Annotated in this window: 24 protein-coding genes; 9 read left to right on the top strand and 15 right to left on the bottom strand. The window is 56.7% G+C overall.

Annotated features, from left to right (window positions below; translation table 11 throughout):
- Positions 1 to 8: 8 nt before the first annotated feature.
- A complete protein-coding gene (locus ACCQ00_RS21440; protein WP_150115861.1) occupies positions 9 to 749 on the bottom strand; it encodes a DUF6602 domain-containing protein in 741 nt (246 codons plus the stop codon).
- A 374-nt stretch (positions 750 to 1,123) separates the two neighbouring features.
- Here ACCQ00_RS21440 and ACCQ00_RS21435 point away from each other — a divergent pair, with 374 nt between their 5' ends.
- Together ACCQ00_RS21435 and ACCQ00_RS21430 are read left to right on the top strand one after the other, a co-directional pair.
- A complete protein-coding gene (locus ACCQ00_RS21435) occupies positions 1,124 to 2,659 on the top strand; it encodes an MASE1 domain-containing protein (RefSeq protein ID WP_080948716.1) in 1,536 nt (511 codons plus the stop codon).
- Between the two features lie 802 nt (positions 2,660 to 3,461).
- Complete coding sequence (locus ACCQ00_RS21430) at positions 3,462 to 3,848, top strand: hypothetical protein (RefSeq protein WP_229006711.1); 387 nt, start codon at positions 3,462 to 3,464, stop codon at positions 3,846 to 3,848.
- Positions 3,849 to 4,170: 322 nt separating this feature from the next.
- Here ACCQ00_RS21430 and ACCQ00_RS21425 read toward each other — a convergent pair whose 3' ends face one another.
- From ACCQ00_RS21425 to ACCQ00_RS21360, 14 genes are all read right to left on the bottom strand, one after another.
- Positions 4,171 to 5,190 (bottom strand): nucleotidyltransferase family protein, encoded by a 1,020-nt coding sequence (locus ACCQ00_RS21425; protein WP_236493582.1) that lies wholly within the window; start codon positions 5,188 to 5,190, stop codon positions 4,171 to 4,173.
- 207 nt (positions 5,191 to 5,397) lie between these two features.
- Positions 5,398 to 6,633 (bottom strand): tyrosine-type recombinase/integrase, encoded by a 1,236-nt coding sequence (locus tag ACCQ00_RS21420; RefSeq protein WP_039575118.1) that lies wholly within the window; start codon positions 6,631 to 6,633, stop codon positions 5,398 to 5,400.
- On the bottom strand, positions 6,623 to 6,883 hold the full coding sequence (locus ACCQ00_RS21415) for a hypothetical protein (protein ID WP_039575117.1): 261 nt from the start codon (positions 6,881 to 6,883) through the stop codon (positions 6,623 to 6,625). The genes ACCQ00_RS21420 and ACCQ00_RS21415 overlap by 11 nt, the downstream gene beginning before the upstream one ends.
- Before the next feature lie 77 nt (positions 6,884 to 6,960).
- On the bottom strand, positions 6,961 to 7,251 hold the full coding sequence (locus ACCQ00_RS21410; RefSeq protein WP_127446630.1) for a hypothetical protein: 291 nt from the start codon (positions 7,249 to 7,251) through the stop codon (positions 6,961 to 6,963).
- A 1,138-nt stretch (positions 7,252 to 8,389) separates the two neighbouring features.
- A complete protein-coding gene (locus ACCQ00_RS21405) occupies positions 8,390 to 8,611 on the bottom strand; it encodes a hypothetical protein (protein ID WP_127446629.1) in 222 nt (73 codons plus the stop codon).
- A gap of 108 nt (positions 8,612 to 8,719) precedes the next feature.
- A complete protein-coding gene (locus ACCQ00_RS21400) occupies positions 8,720 to 9,535 on the bottom strand; it encodes an IS3 family transposase (protein ID WP_039571024.1) in 816 nt (271 codons plus the stop codon).
- On the bottom strand, positions 9,535 to 9,849 hold the full coding sequence (locus tag ACCQ00_RS21395) for a DUF1153 domain-containing protein (RefSeq protein ID WP_039571026.1): 315 nt from the start codon (positions 9,847 to 9,849) through the stop codon (positions 9,535 to 9,537). The genes ACCQ00_RS21400 and ACCQ00_RS21395 overlap by 1 nt, the downstream gene beginning before the upstream one ends.
- A gap of 181 nt (positions 9,850 to 10,030) precedes the next feature.
- Positions 10,031 to 10,264 carry a hypothetical protein gene (locus ACCQ00_RS21390; RefSeq protein WP_039571027.1) on the bottom strand — a complete coding sequence of 78 codons (234 nt, stop codon included), beginning with the start codon at positions 10,262 to 10,264 and terminating at the stop codon, positions 10,031 to 10,033.
- Positions 10,261 to 10,935, bottom strand: coding sequence for a hypothetical protein (locus ACCQ00_RS21385; protein ID WP_039571029.1), 675 nt, complete (start codon positions 10,933 to 10,935; stop codon positions 10,261 to 10,263). Before ACCQ00_RS21385 ends, ACCQ00_RS21390 begins: the two co-directional genes overlap by 4 nt.
- A complete protein-coding gene (locus ACCQ00_RS21380; protein ID WP_080949130.1) occupies positions 10,907 to 11,503 on the bottom strand; it encodes an OrgA/MxiK family T3SS sorting platform protein in 597 nt (198 codons plus the stop codon). The genes ACCQ00_RS21385 and ACCQ00_RS21380 overlap by 29 nt, the downstream gene beginning before the upstream one ends.
- Positions 11,500 to 12,381: a type III secretion system inner membrane ring lipoprotein SctJ gene (sctJ, locus tag ACCQ00_RS21375; RefSeq protein WP_146001367.1), complete on the bottom strand. Its 882-nt coding sequence runs from the start codon at positions 12,379 to 12,381 to the stop codon at positions 11,500 to 11,502. The genes ACCQ00_RS21380 and sctJ overlap by 4 nt, the downstream gene beginning before the upstream one ends.
- Positions 12,382 to 12,387: 6 nt before the next feature.
- Positions 12,388 to 12,672, bottom strand: a complete 285-nt coding sequence (gene sctI / locus ACCQ00_RS21370) for a type III secretion system inner rod subunit SctI (RefSeq protein ID WP_039571032.1) — start codon at positions 12,670 to 12,672, stop codon at positions 12,388 to 12,390.
- Positions 12,673 to 12,737: 65 nt separating this feature from the next.
- Positions 12,738 to 13,043, bottom strand: a complete 306-nt coding sequence (gene sctF, locus ACCQ00_RS21365; RefSeq protein WP_080950357.1) for a type III secretion system needle filament subunit SctF — start codon at positions 13,041 to 13,043, stop codon at positions 12,738 to 12,740.
- Complete coding sequence (locus tag ACCQ00_RS21360; RefSeq protein WP_082331124.1) at positions 13,040 to 14,395, bottom strand: PrgH/EprH family type III secretion apparatus protein; 1,356 nt, start codon at positions 14,393 to 14,395, stop codon at positions 13,040 to 13,042. The genes sctF and ACCQ00_RS21360 overlap by 4 nt, the downstream gene beginning before the upstream one ends.
- Positions 14,396 to 14,692: 297 nt before the next feature.
- Between ACCQ00_RS21360 and ACCQ00_RS21355 the strand changes: the two genes are divergently transcribed.
- The 7 genes from ACCQ00_RS21355 to ACCQ00_RS21325 all read left to right on the top strand — a co-directional run bounded on the left by ACCQ00_RS21355 (position 14,693) and on the right by ACCQ00_RS21325 (position 22,867).
- Complete coding sequence (locus tag ACCQ00_RS21355; protein WP_080949125.1) at positions 14,693 to 15,307, top strand: helix-turn-helix domain-containing protein; 615 nt, start codon at positions 14,693 to 14,695, stop codon at positions 15,305 to 15,307.
- Positions 15,304 to 17,208 (top strand): type III secretion system outer membrane ring subunit SctC, encoded by a 1,905-nt coding sequence (sctC, locus tag ACCQ00_RS21350; RefSeq protein WP_372354029.1) that lies wholly within the window; start codon positions 15,304 to 15,306, stop codon positions 17,206 to 17,208. Before ACCQ00_RS21355 ends, sctC begins: the two co-directional genes overlap by 4 nt.
- Entirely contained in the window at positions 17,195 to 18,310 is a 1,116-nt protein-coding gene (locus ACCQ00_RS21345) for an HrpJ domain-containing protein (protein WP_039583605.1), read from the top strand. Before sctC ends, ACCQ00_RS21345 begins: the two co-directional genes overlap by 14 nt.
- A gap of 249 nt (positions 18,311 to 18,559) precedes the next feature.
- Positions 18,560 to 20,656 (top strand): EscV/YscV/HrcV family type III secretion system export apparatus protein, encoded by a 2,097-nt coding sequence (locus ACCQ00_RS21340; protein ID WP_039571041.1) that lies wholly within the window; start codon positions 18,560 to 18,562, stop codon positions 20,654 to 20,656.
- Between the two features lie 9 nt (positions 20,657 to 20,665).
- Complete coding sequence (locus ACCQ00_RS21335; protein WP_127446626.1) at positions 20,666 to 21,076, top strand: type III secretion system chaperone family protein; 411 nt, start codon at positions 20,666 to 20,668, stop codon at positions 21,074 to 21,076.
- 2 nt (positions 21,077 to 21,078) lie between these two features.
- On the top strand, positions 21,079 to 22,428 hold the full coding sequence (locus ACCQ00_RS21330; RefSeq protein ID WP_039571046.1) for a FliI/YscN family ATPase: 1,350 nt from the start codon (positions 21,079 to 21,081) through the stop codon (positions 22,426 to 22,428).
- On the top strand, positions 22,415 to 22,867 hold the full coding sequence (locus tag ACCQ00_RS21325; protein WP_127446625.1) for a hypothetical protein: 453 nt from the start codon (positions 22,415 to 22,417) through the stop codon (positions 22,865 to 22,867). Before ACCQ00_RS21330 ends, ACCQ00_RS21325 begins: the two co-directional genes overlap by 14 nt.
- Positions 22,868 to 22,881 lie beyond the last annotated feature (14 nt).

Genomic DNA, 22,881 nt, shown 5'->3' with positions numbered 1-22,881 from the left:
CTATTAAACTAATCGAAATCCAAGGAACCAAGCTGTGTAGTGGAATTATCAAGCCAGTCGCTAACTTTGAGGGCTTGGCGCGAATTCGCAGTGTGCTCGATGCCATCTAGTAGTCTAATGACAAACGCTCGAATGTTGTTTTCAAAGCGGTGCGGGTCCGAAAATGACAATGTGTGATGCTCATCACCTCGATTGAACCTTGTTAAAACACCGCCGTGAGCTACGCATATAGCGTTTGCCATGCACTGAAGGTCAGGAGAATTCTCCCACTCATCCTTGAATCGAGAAATACGGGTTCCGTATGCGAACAAAGCAGGGTACGGATAGAAGGATTGACCTCCCTCCAGCTTGCCATATCCTCTCATTCTGAGGCCATCCGGATTACTCGGGTGCATTGACTTGACGAGTCTTGCGAACTGCTCTAACCCCTGTTTATCAAGTTGGCTCTTAACTTCGATAACCCTTAAAACGGAGTCAAACGGGTAGATGCCATGGCCGCCGGACTCATAGAAGGGTGGGAAATTTCGCCTATCATAAATAAGAAGATCAACTTGCGGGCTTTGCTTTTTAAAACCGTCTATAATTACCCCGCTACCAATGCCGTATTGTATCGGTAGAACTGATTCTAGAAGCTGTCTCAAAAAAGCTTCGCGGAATGCTCCCTTTTCGCCTGGATGATGAAGTGGACCAGTGGCGCCATACAGATTACACAGCTCGCGCACCCTCGCGTTGAAAATTTCTTCAAACACGACTAGCTCCATGCGGCAGCGACCTATCGGCAATCGAAATCGGTACAGGGGGACGGTTGAAAAAAAGCGTCTCGGCATAGCTTACAGCTTGCTTAAGGCTGAGGTCCTTTGAACTAAAGCGGCGCAAGCGCAGGTACCGAGCTTCCGAGACAGCCTTAAGATCGCACATCTAGGTGGCGTTGGTCTATCAGGGAAAGCCTGACCAGCACATCGGAGTTGCCATGGCTGCATGCCCCTGCGAATGAGCAATGTGTCCCATATCGCGATGCAAATCATGCACGTGGTCTGCCTTCCCGGTTAAGTAGTTTCCGAGCGCAAACAATTGTCGGGTCTTCTCAGGTATGCTCTCTACTCATCAGAACTTTGGGTAGCCCATGGAAGGGATGAGGTATGCAACAAGAGGCCTGTTAACGGCCACTGCTTACTGCCTAGCGTTTCAGTTAGCTTGGCATTGCTCCCTTGACCAGTGGTATTTGCCAGCTGGTCTACGGATTGCTGCCCTCCTTTTTGCACCCTATCGCATGGTACCGTGGGTGCTGCTTGGAGATGTGGGCGCCTTGCTAATGCTCAGGGTTCCAGCAATCTCCGGGATGGGCATCAGTCCTGTATGGGCGTATGGAAGTTCGTGCGTCCTTGGCTCGGCAATCTCGCTGGTACCCATGGCAATACGGATCAAGTTACGGGAAGTGCATCGTAAAGAGGCGTTGCTGATTCCGTTACTCTTGTTAGCGGCACTTTGGAGTGCGGTATGCACGCAGTGCGTTAATATACTGCTCGAAGGACCTGCAACCGCAATCGGAGGAATCAAACTTGTCCGGTTTGCGGTGGGGGACTATCTGGGCATGTTGATGGTCATCCTCCCTGTTATGCTTTGGTTACGAAGGAAAGAAACGGAGAGACCGGGACGACTCGCGATTCACAGTGCCGCGTCTTCACTGACAACAGCCCTCTTATTCGCGCTGGCAACACTTCCCGAAAACCACTTTGCGCGACTTGGAATGATGTCTCTGTTCATCATACCGGCGATTTTGCTGACATGGTTGCATGGGTGGCGTGGTGCAGCGATTGGCTTAGTGATTGCCAATGCTGCTTTGGGATTTTCTTTGCGGAATACCGGTGCATTTGGAGCATATGATTCCACTGGTTTCGTTGTACAAATCATGCTCGCAACCATCGCCACAAGTGTATTTGTGCTCGGCACCAGGATTTCGAGTGTTTTGACCGAAACACGAATTCGGCTAAGGGGTGAGCAGCAGGCTCAGCAAACGGCACGAATGAGTTATATGTGGGCTGAAAGAGAACTCCGTGAACATGTGATTGGGTTCACTGACGTACAAGTCCATGTGAACATGCTGCGCCGGGATATCGAATCACATTTGAAATCACGCGGGCAAAATGAGGCCGCTATGCGGATGATCCGCACCGGCTCGATTCAATCTAGAATGCTCAACGAGTACATCAACACACTGTACCCCTTGGAAATCGAAACGCATGGTCTTTACCATGTGTACTGTTCTGCGGGATTTGCCCGTGTCAGTCACACCGAGGTGAGTAGTTCAATGCTTCGCGGCGATCCCATGGCGCTGTCAGTTGGGCTACAGCTTGCGGTCTATAGATGCACGTTGTCAGCTGTCAGCTCTCTACCGCCTGGTGTGCGACTTGTGATCAAGGCACGTGTGGGCAAAACACGTGACATTCAAGGAATTGTTGTTACGGTGGCTGCTGACCAGGCTCAGTACACCCCGGTTGACCGAGCGACTTACGAGAATGCTGCGGTCCTATCCAGACGAGTAAAGACGTATGGTGGTGCGTTTAAACACCACCATACGAAGATCAGCTTTTACTTATCAGAGCCACTTGGGTCACGCCTACTGTTTCGGTATGACGATCCAGTTGTTATTAGACAATAGAAATACCGCAACTGTGTCCCCGTCATATATTAATATTCCTGCAGGCATGGAGCCCGGCTTTAAAATTTTTGTCCGGTCGGCATCCACACCAATTGGCATCACCCACACAACATTATCGATCCAACCTATTGCGGTTCTGACTTGTCCCGTCGAATCGTTGACTTGCAAGTAACGGATTCCATCAGGCTCGAAGGCGAAAACCTTTGCATTGCTCACAGCGGACAGATCCATAGCCGCTGGACGGCTCGTTCCAAGTCCAGTCACAGCTGTGTTTGGTGTGTGGCCGACATCAGGGCAGCACGCTGCTGCAGTCTGCATAAGAGTCAGTGCCATAAAGCCGATAAGAACCTTCGCGGTAGAATGCATGTGACGCATTTCTGTATCCCTTCCCCTCGACAGGGGCGCTCGCCTGCGGTCCAGGCAGATGCGACGGTACGCGATCTTGAGCACTGCACGGCAAAAAATTGTTTTCGTAGCGCATGAGTAAAGATCGTGACATGGCGCACATCGAGAGCCGCTTTCGCGTTCCACTTGAGGCCGGATCTCTCAAGACTTTCGATTTGTAGGTCTTCTGTCGCAATGAACTAGCTTCAAAACAAGCAATTGGACTACGTCCAAGCTCTGACTTGACACCCTCGCAATGAGAGGTCTAATCTAAAAGAAGAACGCGCTTGCGCATCTCCGCTGTGGCCGGTGCCACCTCAACGAAACGTTTTTTAAAAACTACTTTCATCCCCAAAGGGCGAACTTGACTTCGCCCTTAGGCGCAGTTGGTTTGCCCATCACGCTTGGAGCAAACCAAATGTTTACTATCAATCAGGCTCGTATTGATGCTGGTTTTGATGCCGTCATTGCGGGTATTCAGAAGCATGTTTACGAGAGCAAAGCTGAGTTGCTTGGTCCGCTGGACGAACAAGCCTGGGGCGTGGTCTGCCAGAAGGAATGGGAGATTGCTCGCCGATGCTGTGGACTGTCCTGGTCGTATCTTGTCAAATTGTTCAGTACCGAGATCGACAAGCGCGTCTCTAAATTACCGGAGCATCAACGCGTATCGGCTCTCGCAGTCGCGGTTGACCTTGGTTATGAGACTCTTGAGATGCGAGATCAAGAAGATGCCTTTAATTCTGCGAACGGGTGTTGCAGTCACGGCATCACATTGGGTTGCTGCCCTCGCGGATGTGGTTCATGAGAGTGGATTCGCTTTGAGCAAGCATGCTATTAAAGTATTTCTCATGATCGGCCATCTGTCCTGCCTCAATTCATTGGCACTTGGTACGCCGCATACTTTCCCTTGCCTACTCTCTGATCCTAGCAAGGTATTCATCGGTGTTAAACACCAAATGGAAGATTGTGAATAACCCCGCTTTTTGCGGGGTTTTTTTATTTTCACTTTTGCTAAGCTGACACGCAGGGCTTTCTCAAAGGTCAGCTGAGGTCTTACTTGTGGTCCATCAGTGTCCCATTCGTCTCAAAACGACTGGCATTGTGTGCAAGGCGCTCGGCGTACGCGATCAGTCGGATGTTGAGTGCAGCGATTTAGTGCGTACGCCGGCATCGATAGCCATATCTTCGATATAAGCATGAAGGACTGCGAGCTCGTGATCCTGCAGCTGATCAAGCCAAGCTACAAATTCTGGACGTCCGCCTGGATACGCGTCGTGCAGCCGACGCATGAGCTGCCCAAGTGCTTCGCCTTCGAGGCCCGTCAACTCGGCAACGATCTGGCCATTGAATATCTGCTTGCGACGGCGCGAGCCGGCAAACGCTTCTTGGGACCGCTTAAGTGCATCTGCAAAATCAGGAAATTGGGACATTGCCCGCTGTAGGTGATGTTCGCGTTGTAGTCCTGCTGACGATCCTGCGGCAGTACCAGTTGTCTTCAGCCATTCGATGAAAAACCGATAGTTTTGGCGCTTCTGATAGCATGCGCGATCGCGGTATCCTCTGGCTTGCAGTAGATAGGCGACTGGATCGAAGTAGGTAGAACTTGCAGCATAGAAAAAGACATCCTCAAGGGCGTGGAAGCTTTCGGTGAAACGGCGATAGTCGTAACCAAGGAAGTCAAATGCCGCCGCCATCTTGGTGGTGACAGGTATGTCGGCTACGAGGAAATCACCATCCCTGAGTTTGTAACGTAGCCCGCTGTGCCCATACTTGAATCCCATTCTGTTGGCCGTACGGCCCATGAGGCTGCCCAGAACATTGAACGCCAAGTAATCGCGTGCGGTGTCGTATTCGATGGGGGGCACGCAGATGAGGTCAACCTGGAACGCTGCGACATCAAAGCTCAGAACATCTTCGTTAATCACCACCTCGTGTGGGCTGTACAGGCGGTGCACCATAGCAGCCACGTCTGCCGGCATAGTGCTGCGATCGGCGAGAACCTTCATATGCCCGAAATCGGCCTTGGCGCCAATGCTGCGGACCAACTCAGCACGGACGCGACTATCACGTTGCAGGGTGTCCATGACTTCCGTGGCAAGCAGGCGATAGTTGACGGCTGTCAATCGCTGGGTCGCGACCGTCTGCAATGCGCTACCCCGCATCTGCTAGACCCTCTATTACGTTGTGATCAAAAACTTTGTTGGAGATCATCTACTTGCTTATCCACAAATTTCAGCACCGTGCAAGGGTCCGAATCGGACGGAGATAGTTTACTGCAGGCAACCAACCGAAATGCGCATATTTCTGTGGACGCTGTATTCGCATCACATGAATTCCGGTTGGGGCAGGGGTGCTCAGTGGTCGCGAAGCTTCGCCAATGCTTTTTGTCGACTTTTGCCGGCGCGAGTGGCGAGCTCATTCTCTGCATAGCGAGCAGGCATAGTCGGTGTATTCCAGCGGCCTTGCTGCATGATCGCTGGCAAGTCCATTCCGGCACGCGTCATATCTTGCGCAGCCCCTACGCGGGCTGAATGAGCTGAGTATTGATTACCGGCAGCGCGTTTGATTATTCGGTCCGCTTCACGCACGCTTAAATGCGTGTCCCAGCGTAGCCGCTTAGCGTTCGCGGCTGGACTAGGTTCGAACAGCCTGTATCTAGGAAGCCGATGAAAGATATAGGAGTTCTGCTGGTATTCGTCGTGCACAGCGGGCCAAAGATAGTTTGTTGCCTTTGATCGCTGTTTCTGCCAAGTGAGCAATAGGGCGGCCGAGCGCGGCGTTAGGTAGAGCGCGACTCCAGCGCCTTGCTGATCTGTCTTAGAGCGAGAGATGGTGCATGTGGCTCCGCCGTCGGCGTCGGCATCAAAGCGAACATCGTTCCACTGTAAGCGCACCATTTCGGAAGCACGTCCTAACAGATCGTAGGCCACTGCCACGTAGACCTTGTCGCGAAGCTCAAGCAGCGAGTCGAGACCAGATGGAGTCGTTATCGCTTCCATCACATGATCCACGGTCTCAATATTTAGCGCTGACGCCTGGTGTTTTCGGGATGTGAGCTTCTCGCGGCATTGCTGTTGCCAATACCACCGAAATTGGGCTGTCTCGGTCGGGCAGGGGCAACCCCATAGCCGACTGGCCAATTTTAGCGTAAAGAGCAGGTGCTCCAGCGAGGCCCGTTTGTATCCGGCGTCAATCAAAGCTGACAGGAACTCAACCAGGTCATCAAATTGCACGGGCATGCACAGCCGATCATGATTGGCACAAAACGCGATCCAGTGTCTCCAGTCAGCGCGAATTGATTTGCGGCTGTTGTCGGCATATGGCTTGATTTCGTGTTTGAACAAGTCGCGAAATATGGCCTGAGCCTGCGCGAGCTGCTCAGTGCTGAGCTCGAATCTAACGCCAGGCACTATGACGGGTAGGTCCACAATCTCTAATACGCCGTCGTGGGGTGCAGGCAGGGCTTGTAGGGCGGACCGCACGGACGGGGAGAGATCGTCGGCCGCAAAAAACGGAGAAGTCGCACGCACGCGCTTCACAGCCTCCGTGTCCGGCTTTTCGCGCCTACGAGACTTGTAATTAGAAGTCATACGATCGCTCGGCTAGATGCTCTCTCTCGTGCAGTTTCTCAGCCCAGTCAATCGAAGATTCGATCGCCGGGGCATCTGTTTCGTTCGCCGCCAACGTGTCTTCTCCGTACGGATCCACGCCCCAGATCACATCTAGGTCCAGGTCCGGATAGAGGGCGACCAGGCCGATGCGAACCGCGAGACCTGCCGCAATGGCTTCACGTGCTTCGCAGCGCTGGCTGTCAGTTATGGGGTAGTGAATACGGAGCATGCTTTAGCCCTCGCTAAACACCATGCGCAATCTGCTGTCCGGCGCGCATGGTGGATTGCAAAATCGAGTGTGGATCATTACGCCTCCACCGCAGCCCATCCCTTGGGAGCCTCTTGCGAAGGCTCCTGCACCGTCCATAACTTCAGAGCAACGCCATCGGCAATTGAATGGGCTTCGGCCAGCTTCATTCCAACACAAGATAACCAGACTTTGGCTCCGTCGCTGAGCCAGATATTCACATACTCGGGGCTTTCGCCACGGACCACTGTTTCGATGCGAGTAACACCTGAGGGCCGCAACCAATGCACCTCATTACCTAGTTGAATGCGTACCGGAGGTTGCGAGGCATCAGTAGAGATATCAGTCATGGAACACTACCTATGAAAATGTTGTTCGTGAGAGAAGGAAATATTACCGCGACAGCGCAGTGAAAACTAACGTCGAGCGAGTTATTCACGAGCGCCGCCGCGGCATAGGAGGCGTTCGGCGAGGCCATCGTGTCTTCCAATGACAGGTACCGCGTCGTTGTTGGCGTCGTGATGCTCAGGGTGTCTTACCAATGACACTCTGCAGTAAAAATAGGACCGCTCCACTGAAGCCGACGGTGAAGACCCACCAAAGCAGCTTCTGCGCGCCAACGCATAAGCGACTCGGCTGCATCCGGCGGCCGTTTGCTGTGGCGTAACGACATTTGATGTATATGATGCCGTAGCGCAGACGTTGGCCGAGCGTTGGAGAGCCATCTAAGCTGGTTGCGGCCATGTAGGCGGCCAAGCTAGCGAGGTGCCGGCTCAACGTGCGTTTGTTGAGGTAGTCAGGGTGGCGGAGGCGCTCGAGCAGCACCATCGATACGATGGAGTGAGTCCGCTCTGCACGCCCTGGTGAAAGTAGGCAAAGGACTTGACCCGAATCCGTGCGCTCATAGCGTAATGATGCGCCGGTTTCGCTGTGCATCTTGAGTGGTCGCTTGCCCTGGCCACCAACAACGCCAGAGACATTTTAGAGACGTATGCCGAAAATGACATCGACCGTTAGTTCGTCAAGCCCTCCCGCCTGTCCACCGGGGATCACGTGGAAGTCGTAAGGTAAGAAGTAGGCAATGTCTTCCCGTTCCCGAGCCAACGCGGTGACGGTCGCTTTAGCGCTCTGGTAAAAACGAACCCAAGAACGATATCGCTCTTCCCGAATGGATTTGACCGCTTGAAATCGCTTAAGGAAGCTCTGAACAACTATTTCGCGAGCTTACGATTGAGAGCCGGGGCAATTGCCATCTCGTGCAAGTGCTTGATTTCAAGTACTGGAAATCGCCACGATCAACCGAAATTCCCAATTTGCTCGCGGTCCAGGGCTTTGTTCAGAGGTTCCCTAGACGCCGGGCCGTTGCAACGACCGCCATGGCTGCTGCCAGAGGCGGTCGTTGAATCCGATGTTTCGCGTCTTGAACGGAAGGGCGCAAAACCCGAACTGCCTCCGTTTATGAACCAAACGGAGGTTGTCGTTACACCCTTATTCTGAACCCGCATCCACCGCTTCAGGTTCGCCGACCTGCCTGCTTGATAATCCGGACGACAGCACGAATTCATCGCCGCACATCGGCATATTCGTTGGTGCACTGGTCGAAGAGACGCTGCCTGTCGATCCCGTACCGCCGCAGAAGCGGAAGCCATCGTGCATGATGCCGATATCGAACGATCCGTCCTGGATAAGGCTCGCCGCGGTCGCGTTCAACCCCGATTCGCGCGTGGCAATCAGCTACAACTGCTTCGCGTCGACGCCGTATGCGTGGGCCGCCTGGGTCTAGCAACCCCTGTAATGACCCACCGGTTTCTGCTCAGGTCATGCGGTTAATGTAGCGGCATAGGCCGCGTCCGGGGTCATCATCTTCAGCGCCTGGTGAGGGCGCTGTTGGTTGTAGAAGGCGATCCAGTCAGCAATCACTCGCAGCGCGTGGGTGTGGCTCTCCAAGGGATGTCGGTGTGCGCACTGTTCCTTCAAGGTCCGGATCACACGCTCCACCATCCCGTTCTGCTGTGGGCAATGCGGGGTGATGAACTCCTGCGTCAGCCCATAGCTTCGCACCAGTCGGGTGTAGTCGCGGCTGGTGAACACCAGACCATTGTCCGAGCGAAGCAGAAATGGCTCCTGCACTCGGCCCAGCGTGCCGTAGCGCGTGATGAGCGCCTGCTCCAGTGCGGCAGATGCCGTGCTGGCTTTACCGGTCCGTGACAGGTGCCAGCCGAGCAGTTGCCGCGTGCTGCAATCGATCACCAGCGCCAGACTCAGCCAGCCATCCTTGCCGCCCCAAATGCGACAGAGATCAGTGGCCCAGCGTTGATCCGGCTTCTGGGCGCGGGAGACCTTGGCTTCAATGCGCGGGCGCTGGCCAAGGGCACGCTTGCGCACCTGCCAGCCCTTCAGCTGGAAGATCCGCTGCACCGTGTTCTTGTTCATGCCAAGCAGCGCAGCGACCGTGCGATAGCCGAAACTCGGCTCCGTCTCGATCATCTTCTTGATCGGTTCGGCCAGCTCCGGCTTCACTTTGGCTGGCGATCTGGTCGGCTTGTAGTACGCCGTGCGACGTGCCACACCGAACCATTGGCACAACTTGGTCATCGGAACCCAAATACCTTCGTCCTTCAGGCCCGAGAGCATCAGCTCTCGTCCTTTCCCAGCAGGGAGGCCAGCTTTTTTCGGGCGCGGATCTCCAACATCGCCTCGCCGTAGGCCTCCTGCAAGTCCTTCAGCTGCCGCTCGTACTGCTCGCGCACGTCCTCGGGCTTCGCCCGCAGGGCGTTCTCCATGCCTCGCTTGCCCTCCTCAACCCAGTTCTCGATCTCGGCCGGGGTCAGGTCGAACTGCCGGCTGGCCGCTGCTACCGTCGTCTTGCCCTGGATGATCTCAAGCACCAGCGCCAACTTGCGCCGGGAGGTCCAGCGCTTGATCTGTTCTTCCATCACTTCGCTCATCGGTGTCTCCTTCGGGGAAAGTAACACCTGAGCAGGAAATCAGTGGGTCATTACACCCCCGCCATCGGCCGGCCCATGCTCACCCATGCCGAGCATGCAACCGCGGATACGCCGCGCATCAGCCAGACACGCGGCGTGCGACCCGGACGCGACGCGTAAAGCGCCGGTGCTGCTGGTGTTCTCAGAACAGGTCGGGGTCGGCCTTGAGTGTCGGGCTCGCATCGGGCGCATCGTCGTCCTGCTGGCTCATGTCATTCATCATTATTTGCATCATCCACTTTTCCATTGCATCCGGCGACATACCGAGCGCCGCCGTTTTCGCCGCCGCCTGCAGATTCTGGTCTGGTTCACGGGTTGCGTTGGCTTGAATTTTTGCCACGACAGACGTGGCGATCGTGAGCGGATCGATCATCATGTGGAATTGGAACTCCTAGTTTGCTGGACGCGGGATAGCAGCGCTTCGACGATATCCGCCGTCGCGTCCGGGACGCCTTGACGGTTGCGGTGCGCGGCGCGCATGCAGACATCTGTCGAAGCGGAAAATGGCGTGAATGAAATGGAGAACTGCCCATCGCTGATCACGAACTGATCATTAGGGGATGCCGTGAGCGCTATGCGCCTTCCGCTGTTTGCCTGTAAATGCTCGACGGCGCACTGATTGAGCCGACACCATTGCGGGAGATGAACGGTGACCGGTCGATCGGAATCGGCATCCTGCGTGTCGAAGTACTCTTTGATCAACGCCGTTGCCGTCTCCGAATCTTCGAAAAGCTTCTGAACGTCGTGGGCGATCGCGCCGCGTTCCTGCTCGAGCTGCGACGCATACGTTTGCGACAGACGCACGGTTTCGTCGACCAGTACGTCGACGAAAAGCGCGATGCCGTCACGATAGCCTTCGAAGCGCGCCTGCTCATACTGCGCGTGCGCGTGATGCGCGGCGTCTTCGACGATCTGTCTGGCCGCTTTTCTCGCGGCCTTTTCCAGCGCATGCCGCCGGTTGACGCGATGCAGGGCCGCGCGCCGATAGACGATCTGGGCCTCTCTATCGGGAGCTTTGCTATAAACTTTTTGCACGATAATGCGCATAGCGTGCCGCCGTTGAAAGAAGGGTAATGGAGATCCAGCAGCCGCGATCTTCCGGTGACACTCGTACCACCTGCGCGGAGAGGGCGGACGTTGCGGCCTCGATACGTGAGGAAAAGAGCAGCCGGAGACGCTCATCGATGACGCGTGGCATTGTCGGAATCAGAAGCCGAAGCGTAGTGAGCCCGCAGACCACCGGATCGACATCTTCACCCCGTGCGCATGCTGGGACCGCGAGATGGGGCAGAGGCAATTCGATGAAGCGTTTGCAGCGTCCGTCGAGCTGTCGGTATCGATCAGTTGACAACCATTCTCCACGTTGACTGAAGAGACCCAGCAGAAAGCAAAGATCCGGGATCGCGCGCCAGCTACGCAGCAGGATGAACGTACACGGATCGATCGGAATCGACTCGGGCGACGTGGTCTTCAAATCGTACGCGCCGAAGATGATCGTGTTCCTCGCTGCCTTGGGCAGCGCGCACCAGCCCGCCGGTTTCATCGGCACACGCTCCGGATGCAGGTAGTCGTCGGGATCCAGCATGATCCTCAACAGGTATTCGAAACCGGTCATTTGATGAAGGGCTCAACGCGCTCTCGAGACCTACGAAAACGCTTAAGAAAGGCCGCTAATCCGGATGGCGGATCGTCGGCCGGCTGCGCGCCGGGCGAGCGTGGTTCTCCGCGATCGTGCCGAGGTCCGGAATCGATGCGCCGCCCGCGCCACCAGCGCATCGCGAACGGTCGCGAGGCCACGCCAAGCCACGCCGCGGCGAGCAGCGCGAGCAGGCCGACGATCACGGAGACTCGCATGCCGACATGCATCAAATCCGCGGTACCGGAAGTCAGCGGGGCGGATGACGGCATCGCGCGGAATGTGGGTGCGCTCTGTTCGGCCAGCACGGAGATATCGTCATAGTCGATCTGATCGAAGCTGTTCTTGACGTAGCGCTTCACCTCGCTGATCAGCGTGTCCTTGTCGAGCTCGCCGCTATAGACCACCAGTACGGCGACATGCATGTGCTGCGGGCCGTCGACATCCTCAGTAAGCGGATAACTGACATTGACCCGTGCTCTGACAACATGGTCAAGCGCCGACAGATTGCTGGAAAGCCGTTGCTCAATATAAGAAATAAGGCGTGAATGCTCCGCGAGCGGTGTGGAAATAAGACTATCGGAGGGAAACGCCTGACTGATCTGCAGATCGGGCGGCTCCGGCAAGTTGTAACGGCGCACCAGATCGACAGCCGCTGGGAAATCGGCGCGCGAAACATTCACTTCGAAAACGCCTTTCCCCACGCCACTCTTTATCGCCGTCACGCCATGGCGTTGTAGCACCGCCACCACACCGTTCACCTGCGATTCGGTAAGCCCGGATAGTAGTGAACGGTTGTGGCAGCCGGAGAGCGCGAGCACGCTCGTGAGAAATAGCATCCTGTAAAGACCGCGCACGGCGGATCAACCTTTAACTAACGTTTCGACGCCACCAGTGAGGCGTTTCACGACACCGCTTACAACCGCATTGTTGACGGTGTAATTGGCTAACTCCACCTGAAAGGCAGTGAGTGCCGCAGGATTCGAATAATTGGCAGGTGTCTGCATGAACGCGTCGATCCGGTGGCGCGCCGAAATCATGTCGTCGGTCAGGTTTCGCATGGCGGATTGCAACGCTACGTCCAGACTTTGTTCGTTGTGAAGGTCGGTTGCCGAGAATGACGAGGCAACAGAGGAGAGAATTTGCATCGAAGAACGCCTTCAAGATTGAACATAGGATGGGCCTTCGCGACCGCGTGACGCGACGTGATGGGTTACCGCAGCTTGCTGGCAATATCGGAGTCGATATCCTTCATCGCCTTCACTGCGCTCGATTGCGCGTTTCGGTACATGGTGTACTCAGACAGGATCGCCTGATATGAGGCCAGCGCGCTTGGATCCGATGGGCTCTGCTGCAGCGCCTGCAGCGCTGCGTCCAGCGCGCTACCGAGGCTGGTTACGCCGAGGTGGAAACCTTTGGCGATATCGACGATGAAGGTATCGAGGCCTTCGCCGAAATCGCTATCGGACGCGTGGGCGGGAATATCGCGGAGAACAGAGTTCGAAACGCCAATCGTCATTTTACTTCCCTTATCATCATGTTGTTGAAGTTGTTGAAGTTGTTGAAGTTGTTGAAGTTGTTGAAGTACCAATGGTCCGGATCGACCAGCACGTAGCCGTCCTCGCCGACCTGCCGCGATTTCCCGTCCAGCCATGTCGTCTTTAACGCAAGGCTGAACCGGACTTTTCGATGACCCCAGTCATGCGAAAACCCTTTCAAAAGATCCGACACCGCAGAAAGTGCGTAATCGGTGATGTAACCGGTAATAAAAAACGTGACATAGCCGCCGGATTCGATACGTGAGTAGGTAACCGGAATGCGGGTCAACTCGGCACCTGCTATTCCGGTGATGGTGTCCAGCGTCTTTTCCCGTATGTGCAAGCCTTTAGCAAACGGCAATACACCCTTTAGTAGTCGCGTCGCTTCGGCTATCCGTTTGTTGAATGTTGCTTGGTCCTCGCCTTTATGCACAACGAGAATCAGTTCAGGTTCGTCCACTTTGTCGAAAATTATCGTGAAATAATCCACATTGTGCTGATCCAGCACCTGCTCCGACTTCGCCCGTAGATCGTCTACCGAAGTCACCACCGGTCGTTGCGCAGCGGGAAAACGCAGCGCGATCTGCTTGTTCCACTCTAGATCGCTTTGCGTTCGCGCGATGACGTACACCTTACCATCCTTCGTGATCAACTCGTTCCTCGCGGTCCCGTTGTCGAACACCGCGGCAAGTTGATTCAGCCTCGCCCGATCGGCGAAGAAGCTGGTCAATAATCCAGAAAAAAGCGCGACCAACGCCACCGCAATGCAAGCCATAGCGGCGAAGCGACGGGTGCGCCGCCCCGTGTGGCCGGCAGGCACGAGCAAATCTGCCGCCACATCGGCTGTTTCGAGTGCGTCCGCCGGCCTGACCAGAAACTGGCGTACGGCATCCGACCATGGCGTGTCGTTGAGCCGTACCGCAAACGCGATGTCCTCGAATTGGCATACAGAGTTGAGCACGGCGCTCTCGACGGTGACGTCATTGCCATTGATCCATTCAACGTTGAAACGGAGCGGGTTACCCGTAACGTCCTGATTATGAGCCATCGAACTTTGCGGCGACACCTCAATATCATCCATATCAGCCGGTGAGTCGTCTTCATCCGCTGCTTCGCTATCGTTTACATGCGTGTCAAAACTGATCCTGAAATTAATCCCTGATTTATGGTTCGGTATTGTCAGCGCATTCGTTGCAAATTGCGACGCGGATTGTGCTGTTTCGGATCCGACGAAAACAAAGACTGATTCCTGTTTCGGAAGCAGCAGGTCGACCCCGAACATTGGGCCAAATAAAATACGTAGCTCGTAATGGGTTCCATCATTGACCGCCATAAAACGCACCGACAAAAATAATAAAAATACCTTTGCAAATCGTCATTTCGATGACAATCGAAACATGATTGATCTGGTGCCGTCAACACTGATGACCGCTTTATTGCTAATCGAGGATGGGCTGACATTAAAATGGGCGAATGCCCATGCTTTATTCAGCGCGGGACTACTCCTCCTGAATGACTCCATTCGTACAATTATGGGCCTCAGATCGTGTCTGAAGCTCTGGAAATCGCCACGATCAACCGAAATTCCCAATTTTCTCGCAGTCCAGGGCGTTGTTCAGAGGTTCCCTAAATGGTTTTAAATAGCGAAATAAGACGATACGTAATAGTCAATAAACACCGCCTTGCGGTGATGCGTGTCGACGCCGATGGCGAAGAGTGGGGTGAGCCGGTTGTGCGAATCGCCAGTCTGCTGGCGTTTATGGAGGCATCGGAAGGCCCTAATGCCAGTGAGTCGATCCCGGTCGGGCGACGTCAAGCGGGTGGTACGTTGCGATTATTCGCCCGCGACCTGCATTACGCTGCGTCATTCGAACGCTGGTTTTGCGATCGCATCATTGATGGCGACCGCTCCATCGAGCCGCTACGCGAATTCCTCCGCGCGCAAGAAGCCTATCAACTGGTTCGTTTCCTGTTGTGCTCCTTTGACGGCCGCTCGTCTGTGGCCGGCCTCGCGAGCCGCTATGGCGTTTCGACTGCGCATTTTCGCCGGATATGTCGAAGCATTTTTGGCGGCGGACTGAAACGCCGTCTCAGGCAGTGGCGCGCCCAGAGCGCTTTGCACGATGTGTTGACCGGAGCAGGATCGCTGACCGAGCTGGCGTATCAGCATGGCTTCGCATCTTCATCGCATTTTTCCCAGGAAATGAAGTTTCATTTTGGCGCGCGCCCAGGGTGCCTGCAATGATCGTCGGTGCGTGTGCGTCGGTTGCACGACGCCGCAGTTATGGAATCGTGCTGGCGATGGTCGTGGCTCTGACCGGTATGTGGTGCGTCGCGGCGTCAGCACAAGATGCCGCGCAGGCCGGATTGCAGCCGACCGGGTCTGAGCCGCTGGAGGCGCAGCAAGTTGACTCGCAGCAAACCGGAAAGCCGCCGTTGATCGGCGTTGCCGCGGCCGCTGCAGTGCCGCCGCAATTCATCGCCAACAACATCAGTTTGGGCGACGTGATCGATGCGATTCAGGGAAAGATCGGGCGTCCGATGATCGTCAGTCCGAAGATGCGAGCGATGTTTGTCACGGGTACGTTCGATCTCGAATCGCCCATGGCAACGCTGGCGAAACTCGTCCGTACGATGGGATTGATGACATATGACGACGGGCGATCTCTCCACCTGTACCGGGATAGCGAAGTGACGAGCTCCGTCGTGCAGATGAGCCATCAACGCCTGAGCGACGTACGGTCGTTTCTGCGATCGTCGCGTCTTTATGACGAACACTATCCGTTAGTCGGCGACGACAACGCGGCAGTGTTCTATGTGTCGGGGCCGCCGATATACGTGCGTCTGGTCGTCACCGCAGCGAAATATCTGGATCAACAGCCGGACATGCGGATTAACCCGGCAATGGTGCTGCGCGTCGTGCCGCTACACAACACGTTCGTCGTCAATCGGCGTTATCAGGTCCGCGATGAAATGGTGAGCGTGCCCGGTGTGGCCGATATCATTCATGCGCTGTTTGATTCGTCGGGCGGCGTGCAGCCGCAACGCGCGTCGTCGGCGACCAGCGTGCCGGACACCCAGGAAGATGCGCTCACCGACGCACTGAATCTGTCGTCGAAAGCGCGTGACGCAAAGGCCGCAGCGAACGGATCGTCCTCCGACGACATGTCCGGCCGAGATCAGATGGTGGCGATGAAAGGAGAAACCGTCTCGGACGTGCGTATGGTGCCGAACCCTGACGACAATAGTATTGTGCTGTATGGACCGCGGGCGCATGTCGACCTGATGGAGCGCGCGATTCACGCGGTGGACATCGCCAAGCGCCAGATCGAACTGTCGTTGTGGATCATCGATGTCGATCGTCAGAAGCTTAACGAACTCGGTATCAACTGGCAGTCCTCGGCCAACTACGGACCTTTCACCGCGAGCGCGAACGGCACGCAAACGACTACGCTCAACAGCATTACCTTCCTTGCGACGGTCAATGCACTGTCGGAAAAGGGACAGGCAAATATCGTATCGCGGCCTATCGTGCTTACGGAGGAAAATTTGCCGGCCATTTTCGATAACAGCCACACCCAATACTATCCGCTCGTCGGCGAACGCACCGCCGCGTTGGAGCATTTCACATACGGAACGATGGTCAGCGTGTTGCCTCGTTTGACGCAGGGCGGACAGGAGGTCGAAATGATCGTGACCGTGCGAGACGGCCGGTCGCAAAACAGCGCCAGCACGGCGAAGAACACGCCGGTCATTCCTGTGGTCAGCGACACCCAGATCAGTACCGTGGCGCGGGTGCCGAAATTCAAAAGTCTGCTGCTGGGCGGCAGCACGATCGATCAGCATGAAAGTACAACGTATTACATCCCCGGCTTGTGGAATATCCCCGTGGTGGGCCGGCTATTCCGTCTGGACAGGACGCGCACTGAACATATGGTCCGCCTGTTCCTGATTCAGCCGCGCGTGCTGATGCGTGAGGATGGCTGGATGGACGGGCAGACGCTGCCGGCCGGAGATCTCATGAGCGAGCGTTCCGAGATGGCAAAAACCAGCCAGATGCTGCAACAGTATATCCAGCATGTAGGAAGCGACTCCGAGGGAGATCAGAAAGAAAAATCAACGGAGGGGCACGATGCAAGGCATTAATAGCCTGGTAACGGAGCCGCGGCTGGGCAGCGCCGTCTCGAGCGGGACGACTGCCGACGACGCTCGCCCCAACGCGTCGGCACAAGCGGCCGCAGTGCCGGTCGACGCGCCGGAGGTGCAGCTTTACGCGCTGCAAGAAGACTTCGGCATGATGCTTGCACAAAGCGCGCGACGCAAAGACGTCGAGCGCATGCGACCGGGCGTCTCGGACGAGGCAGAGCTGATTCTCGAGGAGGACCGCGAGAACCGCCTGGACAGTCTTGCGCGAGCCATGAAGTCGGGTAATCAAAGCCTGCGGGAATTTCTGCGACAGGCACGCGGGCTTTTCCCCGACGACAGCGATCTGGTCCTTGCGCTGCGCTCACGTCGGCGCATGGTCGGAGCCGCGGGCGGCGAGGGAGCTGAGGTCGCGAATGCGGCGGACGGAGCAAACGGTGCAGGCGCCCTCGATGGTTCCGGCGAAGCGGGGTTGCTCGATTCGGCAATCGGGAGGGTCTTTAAAGACGGTAACGAGCGGCATATCAAGGCGGGCATCAATGCAGCGGCGCACGCACGGCGCTTTGGCGAGCGATTGAACCTTTGCGCCCGTATGATGCGCGGGATGTACAGGGACTTTCTCGATTTCGCCGACGCATTGCCGGACCTATACGACGACTGGCTCAGCCGCTTCGCCTACGATCAGCGTGTCGGCCTCGCGCAGTACATCGGAGGAACGCTGATCGCCGATCGTCGGGCGCAGGATCCGAGTTGCGAGCAGGCGGTATTTTCTTCGCTGTTCGCGCAATGCGATCTACTGCGAATGATGACGGTCGCCGAGCATCTGTTCGTGCAGGTCATGCACGATAGCGCCAACAGCGGAACACGCGCGCCGCTTGAACAGCATCTCGCAGGCTTGTTGACGACGATGATGCGCGACCCGTCCCAAGTCAAGCTGGCGGTGGGTGCGCTGTGCACGCAGGCCGACACGTCGAGCGCACGGGAGCGATTCGTCCAACGCGTCTATTGCGCGTTTGCCGCGTTGCCGGCGGCGCTGTACCCCGACGTCACCTGCCGCGAAACCGTCCTTACCGACATTCTCGGCCTGACCACACCCTGTTTCTAGCGAAACAGGTTGATTACGAGACTGTCTTGTGTCCGCCTCCGTGCCGTTTCCGCATCGTGCATCGCTAAGGAACCTCTGATCAACTCCCTGGGCTGCAAGAAAATTGGGAATTTCGATTGATCGTGGCGATTCCCAGTGCTTGAAATTAAGCACTTGCACGAAATGGCAATTGCCCCGGCTCTCGATCGTAAGCTCGCGAAATAGTTGTTCAGACCTTCCACACGCGCGGGACCCGCGAAAAATACCGATATGTCATACCTCCTTACCGGGCGCCGTATTGTCTCGATCGTTCAGAGCAAACCTGAACTGTTCGTGCTGTGCCTGATCATCATGATCATCGGCATGCTGGTGATGCCGCTGCCGCCCGTGTTGCTCGATTTCCTGATTGCCGTGAATATGATCGGAGCGATGCTGGTGCTTATGAGCGCGCTGCATGTCGTGGATATGCTGAGCCTTTCGACTTTTCCCGCGCTTGTTCTGCTCACCACGCTTTTCCGGCTCGCGCTCTCGATCAGCTCGAGCCGGCTGATCCTGATGTACGGGCATGCGGGACAGATCATTCAGACCTTCGGCGAGTTCGTGATTGGTCAGAACATCGTGGTCGGACTGGTCATTTTCTCGATCGTCACCATAGCGCAGTTCATCGTGATCACGAAAGGCGCGGAGCGCGTGGCGGAAGTGGCGGCGCGGTTTTCGCTCGATGCGATGCCGGGAAAGCAGATGAGCATCGACGCGGACTTTCGCGCCGGCGTAATCGACGGAGACAGCGTGCGCGCAAGACGCAGCGCGCTGGAGCGCGAAAGCCAACTGTACGGCTCGTTCGACGGCGCGATGAAGTTCATCAAGGGCGACGCGATCGCCGGAATATTGATCATATTCGTCAATCTGATCGGCGGCATCATGATCGGCACGATCAAGGAACACCTGTCCATTTCCGAATCTATGGCGAAGTACGCCATCCTGAGCGTCGGCGATGCGCTGGTCGGGCAGATTCCGGCACTGTTGATCTCGATGGGCGCCGGCTTTCTCGTCACGCGAATCGCGGGCAGCGAACAGAACCTCGGACATGACATCGTCTCTGAACTGTTGTCGAGCACTCCTGTATTGCTGATCTCGTCGGGTCTGTCCGCGCTGATCGGATTGCTGCCGGGTTTTCCGCTGCCGGTGTTTCTAACCGTATCGGCGAGTCTCGGGTTTTTTTGCTGGAGACGGTGGCGCGACGGCGCGTCGGCTCCGGCAGAGGACAGACATGCCGATGCAGGCGGATCCGCGCTTCAGGCGCCGGGCGCCAGTACCGCGCAAGCCGATGCCGGCGCCACGGACGCGGCCTTGTCGGGCCACCCGTTGGTCGTGATTCTGCCGCATGCCTGCGCGCGTACACTTTCGCCGCAGGATCTTGCCACATCGTTGCACGCAAGGATGTTCGCCGATGTCGGGCTGTCGCTGCCGACCATCGTCGTGGGCTTCGCCGCTAACGATGCGGCAGCCAGCGACGCGGACGATGATGTGCGGCACCGTGTGGTGATTCGCATCAACGATGTGGACGCGGCGGTGCTTTACATCGCATTCGACGGCGTGCGGCTGGTGGGCGCCACCGACTTGCTGCTCGGCCTCGGCATGAACGTTTCGCGGCTCATCGATTGCGACGGCGAGCCGGCCGAGTGGGTCATGGCGGAGCCAGCGCAATTGCAGGATATGGGCATCGCATTCCGTGACGCGCTCGACGAGTTGCACGATCAGTTCATTACTGTGGCGCTGCGCAATTGCAACGAATTCTTTGGAATACAGGAAACAAAGAACCTGCTCGATACGCTGGACGGCCGCTATCCGGAGTTGTTGAAGGAGGTCTATCGCCAACTGCCGGTCCAGAAGTTGTGCGAGATATTGAGGCGCCTGCTGACCGAGCGCGTGGCGATCCGGAACATGAAGCTGATTCTCGAGACGCTGGCGAACTGGGGAACGCGCGAGAAAGATAGCATCGTTCTCACGGAGCACGTGCGTATCGCTTTGAGCCGTTATATCTCGCATCGCGTCGCGCGAAACGGTCGTGTGAAGGTCATGGTGCTGACGCCGGACTTCGAGGAAAAAGTGCGGCAGGGAATCAAGCATACGTCTGCGGGGACCTTTCTCAATCTGACGCCCGCCGTCGCAAACGAACTCGTGGACCGTATCACCGTTGCGTTGAACCAGTTGCACGCGATACGCCGCGATTTCGTGCTACTCGCATCAATGGATGTGCGTCGTTACGCGCGAACACTGATCGAGTCGCGCTTTCCGGGATTGCAGGTTATTTCGTTCGGTGAAGTGTCCGATAACGTCGAACTCGATGTCCTCGGAAATATCTAAAGGATTGCAATGGGAACAGACACAGACATCGTCAGCCTGGTAAGGCAGGCACTTCAGGATATGGGTTGTGCGGACAAGGTGGATGACGCGCTGAACCCGCATCTGCCGATCTGCTTCAATTTTCGCGATGGATCGGAAATCCGGATCGATACCGGCGTTGATGGCGTGCGCTTCGTCGCACCGATGCCGTCCATCACGGAGGTGGTCCTGACCCACGCGTCGGCGTTCATGGCGACATTCCTGCTGCGTTCGCCAAGCCCTCTTTTTTCTCCGTGCAGGCCGGTCGTTGTCTGGTATGAAGACACGTTGTCGCTTCAGGCCCAGCTTGCAGTCGACGCACAGACGATGCCGGGCTTTCGCGACGCGCTCGAATATTTTTTCGACGAAACGCGCGCGCTGCTGCAGATCGTGAGTGACTAGGAATGGGCCTGCTCGATCTGACACAGCAGTCCGCCAGATTCGATGTGATTTCGGGGCAGGTCCTTCGTGTTCGCCTGCGAAATGTCGCGGTGGGCGAGATCTGCACGGTCCATCAAGGTGTTTTTTCGGACGAGCCGATCGGTCTGGCGCAGGTCGTCGCGCTCTCAGGCGATACGACCGTGCTCAGCACGCTCAACCCAGTAGAGGGTTTCCGGCGTGATTTCGTCGTCCGGCCAACAGGCAGGCGGGCTACGGTATGCATGTCGGTCGACATGCTGGGCACGGTACTGGACGCCAACGGCAGGATCGTTGAACGGCTCTCGGAACCGCTTGATGCGCGGGCCAGCGCGGAGTCGGACGCGCCGCGCGTATCGAATGCGAACGGCGCTCCGTTCGAGGACCCGCGTCAGGAAATGCTCCTCGATGTCGCGGGGCCGCGCTATGCCGACCGCAATCCGCACGCGGAGCCATTGTGGACCGGCATCCGCGCGATCGACGGCTTGCTGACGTGCGCAATCGGGCAGCGCGTCGGCATTTTCGCGGCGGCGGGCTCCGGCAAGAGTTCGTTGCTGTCGATGCTGATCGGTGGCATCGATGCCGATGTGGCGATCGTCGCGCTGATTGGCGAGCGTGGGCGCGAGGTCAGCGAATTCGTCGACACCATGCGACACAGCGAGCGCGCCGGCCAGTTGATCGTTGTGTACGCAACCTCGGACCAGTCGGCGGTAGAACGGGCGAATGCGGCCAAAGTCGCGATGGCCGCCGCGGAGTTCTATCGCGACCGGGGCATGCATGTCGTCGTGTATCTCGATTCGCTGACGCGTTATGCACGGGCAGAGCGCGACATTGCGCTGGCATCGGGCGAACTTCCGGTCAAACGCGGCTTCCCGCTGTCCGTGTTCGACCGTCTGCCAAAGTTGATCGAACGGGCAGGCCGGACCCACGTTGGAAGCATTACCGCGTTTTATACGGTTCTTCTGGAATCCGAAGAGGAAGCGGACATCGTCGCGGACGAGTTCCGGTCTTTGCTGGACGGCCACATCTATCTTTCGCGCGGTTTGGCTGAGACGCATCACTATCCTGCCATCGATGTCCTTAAAAGTGCGAGCCGTCTGTTCAATGCCGTCACAGATCAGCAACAACAAATGATGGCGGCCGCATTTCGCAAGCGGCTTGCGAAATATCAGGAGTTGCAGGTCTACATCGACATGGGCGAATACCAGCGCGGAACGAACGCGGAGAACGACCAGATCATAGATGGCTATGCGCAAATGCGCCAATTTTCGACACAGTGCCAGTCGCGCTGGTCCGATCCTTCAGAAACGAGCCGGTTATTGCATGAAGCGACCTGATTTGCTGGACAAGGCGGCGCGCTCCGCGACGCTCAGACGCCTGCGAACCGAGCGACGCCATCGGGACGCGGCGGCGCGCTATGCGATGCTCGATGCGTCGGTGACAGAAACGGAAGCATCGATCCGGAAGGAGCATGCGCAGGCGAAAGCATGCGTTCATTCCGGGCATTACTCGAAGGCGGATTATGCGCGGGTTCTTGCGCGGCAGGCCCAGGCGCTCGATGCGCTCGCGATGCTGCGGGCGGAACTGGAAAGCCTGGTCGCGCAGCGCTCGGTGGTCGGCGATGAAATGGCCGATGCCGGGCGTGCAAGGCTGCGCGCGGAAAAGAAGCGCGAAAAGATTGTCGACTTCCGGCGCAAGGTGGCTCTCGCAGAGAGAAATGCCTTGGAGCGAAGCGAGATCGATGACATTCTGGAAGTGAAAAGCTATGTCCAATAGGGTGCTTCTGCAAA

The organism is Xanthomonas sp. NCPPB 3761 (genome assembly GCF_041475705.2).
GTDB classification, from domain to species: domain Bacteria; phylum Pseudomonadota; class Gammaproteobacteria; order Xanthomonadales; family Xanthomonadaceae; genus Xanthomonas; species Xanthomonas phaseoli.
This window is presented reverse-complemented; position numbering and strand designations above follow the sequence as displayed.

Bases quoted from the DNA above. Each gene is read 5' to 3' on its own strand.
- ACCQ00_RS21435 (WP_080948716.1), top strand. From the start codon at position 1,124: ATGGAAGGGATGAGGTATGCAACAAGAGGCCTGTTAACGGCCACTGCT.
- ACCQ00_RS21430 (WP_229006711.1), top strand. From the start codon at position 3,462: ATGTTTACTATCAATCAGGCTCGTATTGATGCTGGTTTTGATGCCGTC.
- ACCQ00_RS21420 (WP_039575118.1), bottom strand. From the start codon at position 6,633: ATGACTTCTAATTACAAGTCTCGTAGGCGCGAAAAGCCGGACACGGAG.
- ACCQ00_RS21415 (WP_039575117.1), bottom strand. From the start codon at position 6,883: ATGCTCCGTATTCACTACCCCATAACTGACAGCCAGCGCTGCGAAGCA.
- ACCQ00_RS21410 (WP_127446630.1), bottom strand. From the start codon at position 7,251: ATGACTGATATCTCTACTGATGCCTCGCAACCTCCGGTACGCATTCAA.
- ACCQ00_RS21400 (WP_039571024.1), bottom strand. From the start codon at position 9,535: ATGCTCTCGGGCCTGAAGGACGAAGGTATTTGGGTTCCGATGACCAAG.
- ACCQ00_RS21395 (WP_039571026.1), bottom strand. From the start codon at position 9,849: ATGAGCGAAGTGATGGAAGAACAGATCAAGCGCTGGACCTCCCGGCGC.
- ACCQ00_RS21390 (WP_039571027.1), bottom strand. From the start codon at position 10,264: ATGATGATCGATCCGCTCACGATCGCCACGTCTGTCGTGGCAAAAATT.
- ACCQ00_RS21385 (WP_039571029.1), bottom strand. From the start codon at position 10,935: ATGCGCATTATCGTGCAAAAAGTTTATAGCAAAGCTCCCGATAGAGAG.
- ACCQ00_RS21380 (WP_080949130.1), bottom strand. From the start codon at position 11,503: ATGACCGGTTTCGAATACCTGTTGAGGATCATGCTGGATCCCGACGAC.
- sctI (WP_039571032.1), bottom strand. From the start codon at position 12,672: ATGCAAATTCTCTCCTCTGTTGCCTCGTCATTCTCGGCAACCGACCTT.
- sctF (WP_080950357.1), bottom strand. From the start codon at position 13,043: ATGACGATTGGCGTTTCGAACTCTGTTCTCCGCGATATTCCCGCCCAC.
- ACCQ00_RS21360 (WP_082331124.1), bottom strand. From the start codon at position 14,395: ATGGCGGTCAATGATGGAACCCATTACGAGCTACGTATTTTATTTGGC.
- ACCQ00_RS21355 (WP_080949125.1), top strand. From the start codon at position 14,693: ATGGTTTTAAATAGCGAAATAAGACGATACGTAATAGTCAATAAACAC.
- sctC (WP_372354029.1), top strand. From the start codon at position 15,304: ATGATCGTCGGTGCGTGTGCGTCGGTTGCACGACGCCGCAGTTATGGA.
- ACCQ00_RS21345 (WP_039583605.1), top strand. From the start codon at position 17,195: ATGCAAGGCATTAATAGCCTGGTAACGGAGCCGCGGCTGGGCAGCGCC.
- ACCQ00_RS21340 (WP_039571041.1), top strand. From the start codon at position 18,560: ATGTCATACCTCCTTACCGGGCGCCGTATTGTCTCGATCGTTCAGAGC.
- ACCQ00_RS21335 (WP_127446626.1), top strand. From the start codon at position 20,666: ATGGGAACAGACACAGACATCGTCAGCCTGGTAAGGCAGGCACTTCAG.
- ACCQ00_RS21330 (WP_039571046.1), top strand. From the start codon at position 21,079: ATGGGCCTGCTCGATCTGACACAGCAGTCCGCCAGATTCGATGTGATT.
- ACCQ00_RS21325 (WP_127446625.1), top strand. From the start codon at position 22,415: ATGAAGCGACCTGATTTGCTGGACAAGGCGGCGCGCTCCGCGACGCTC.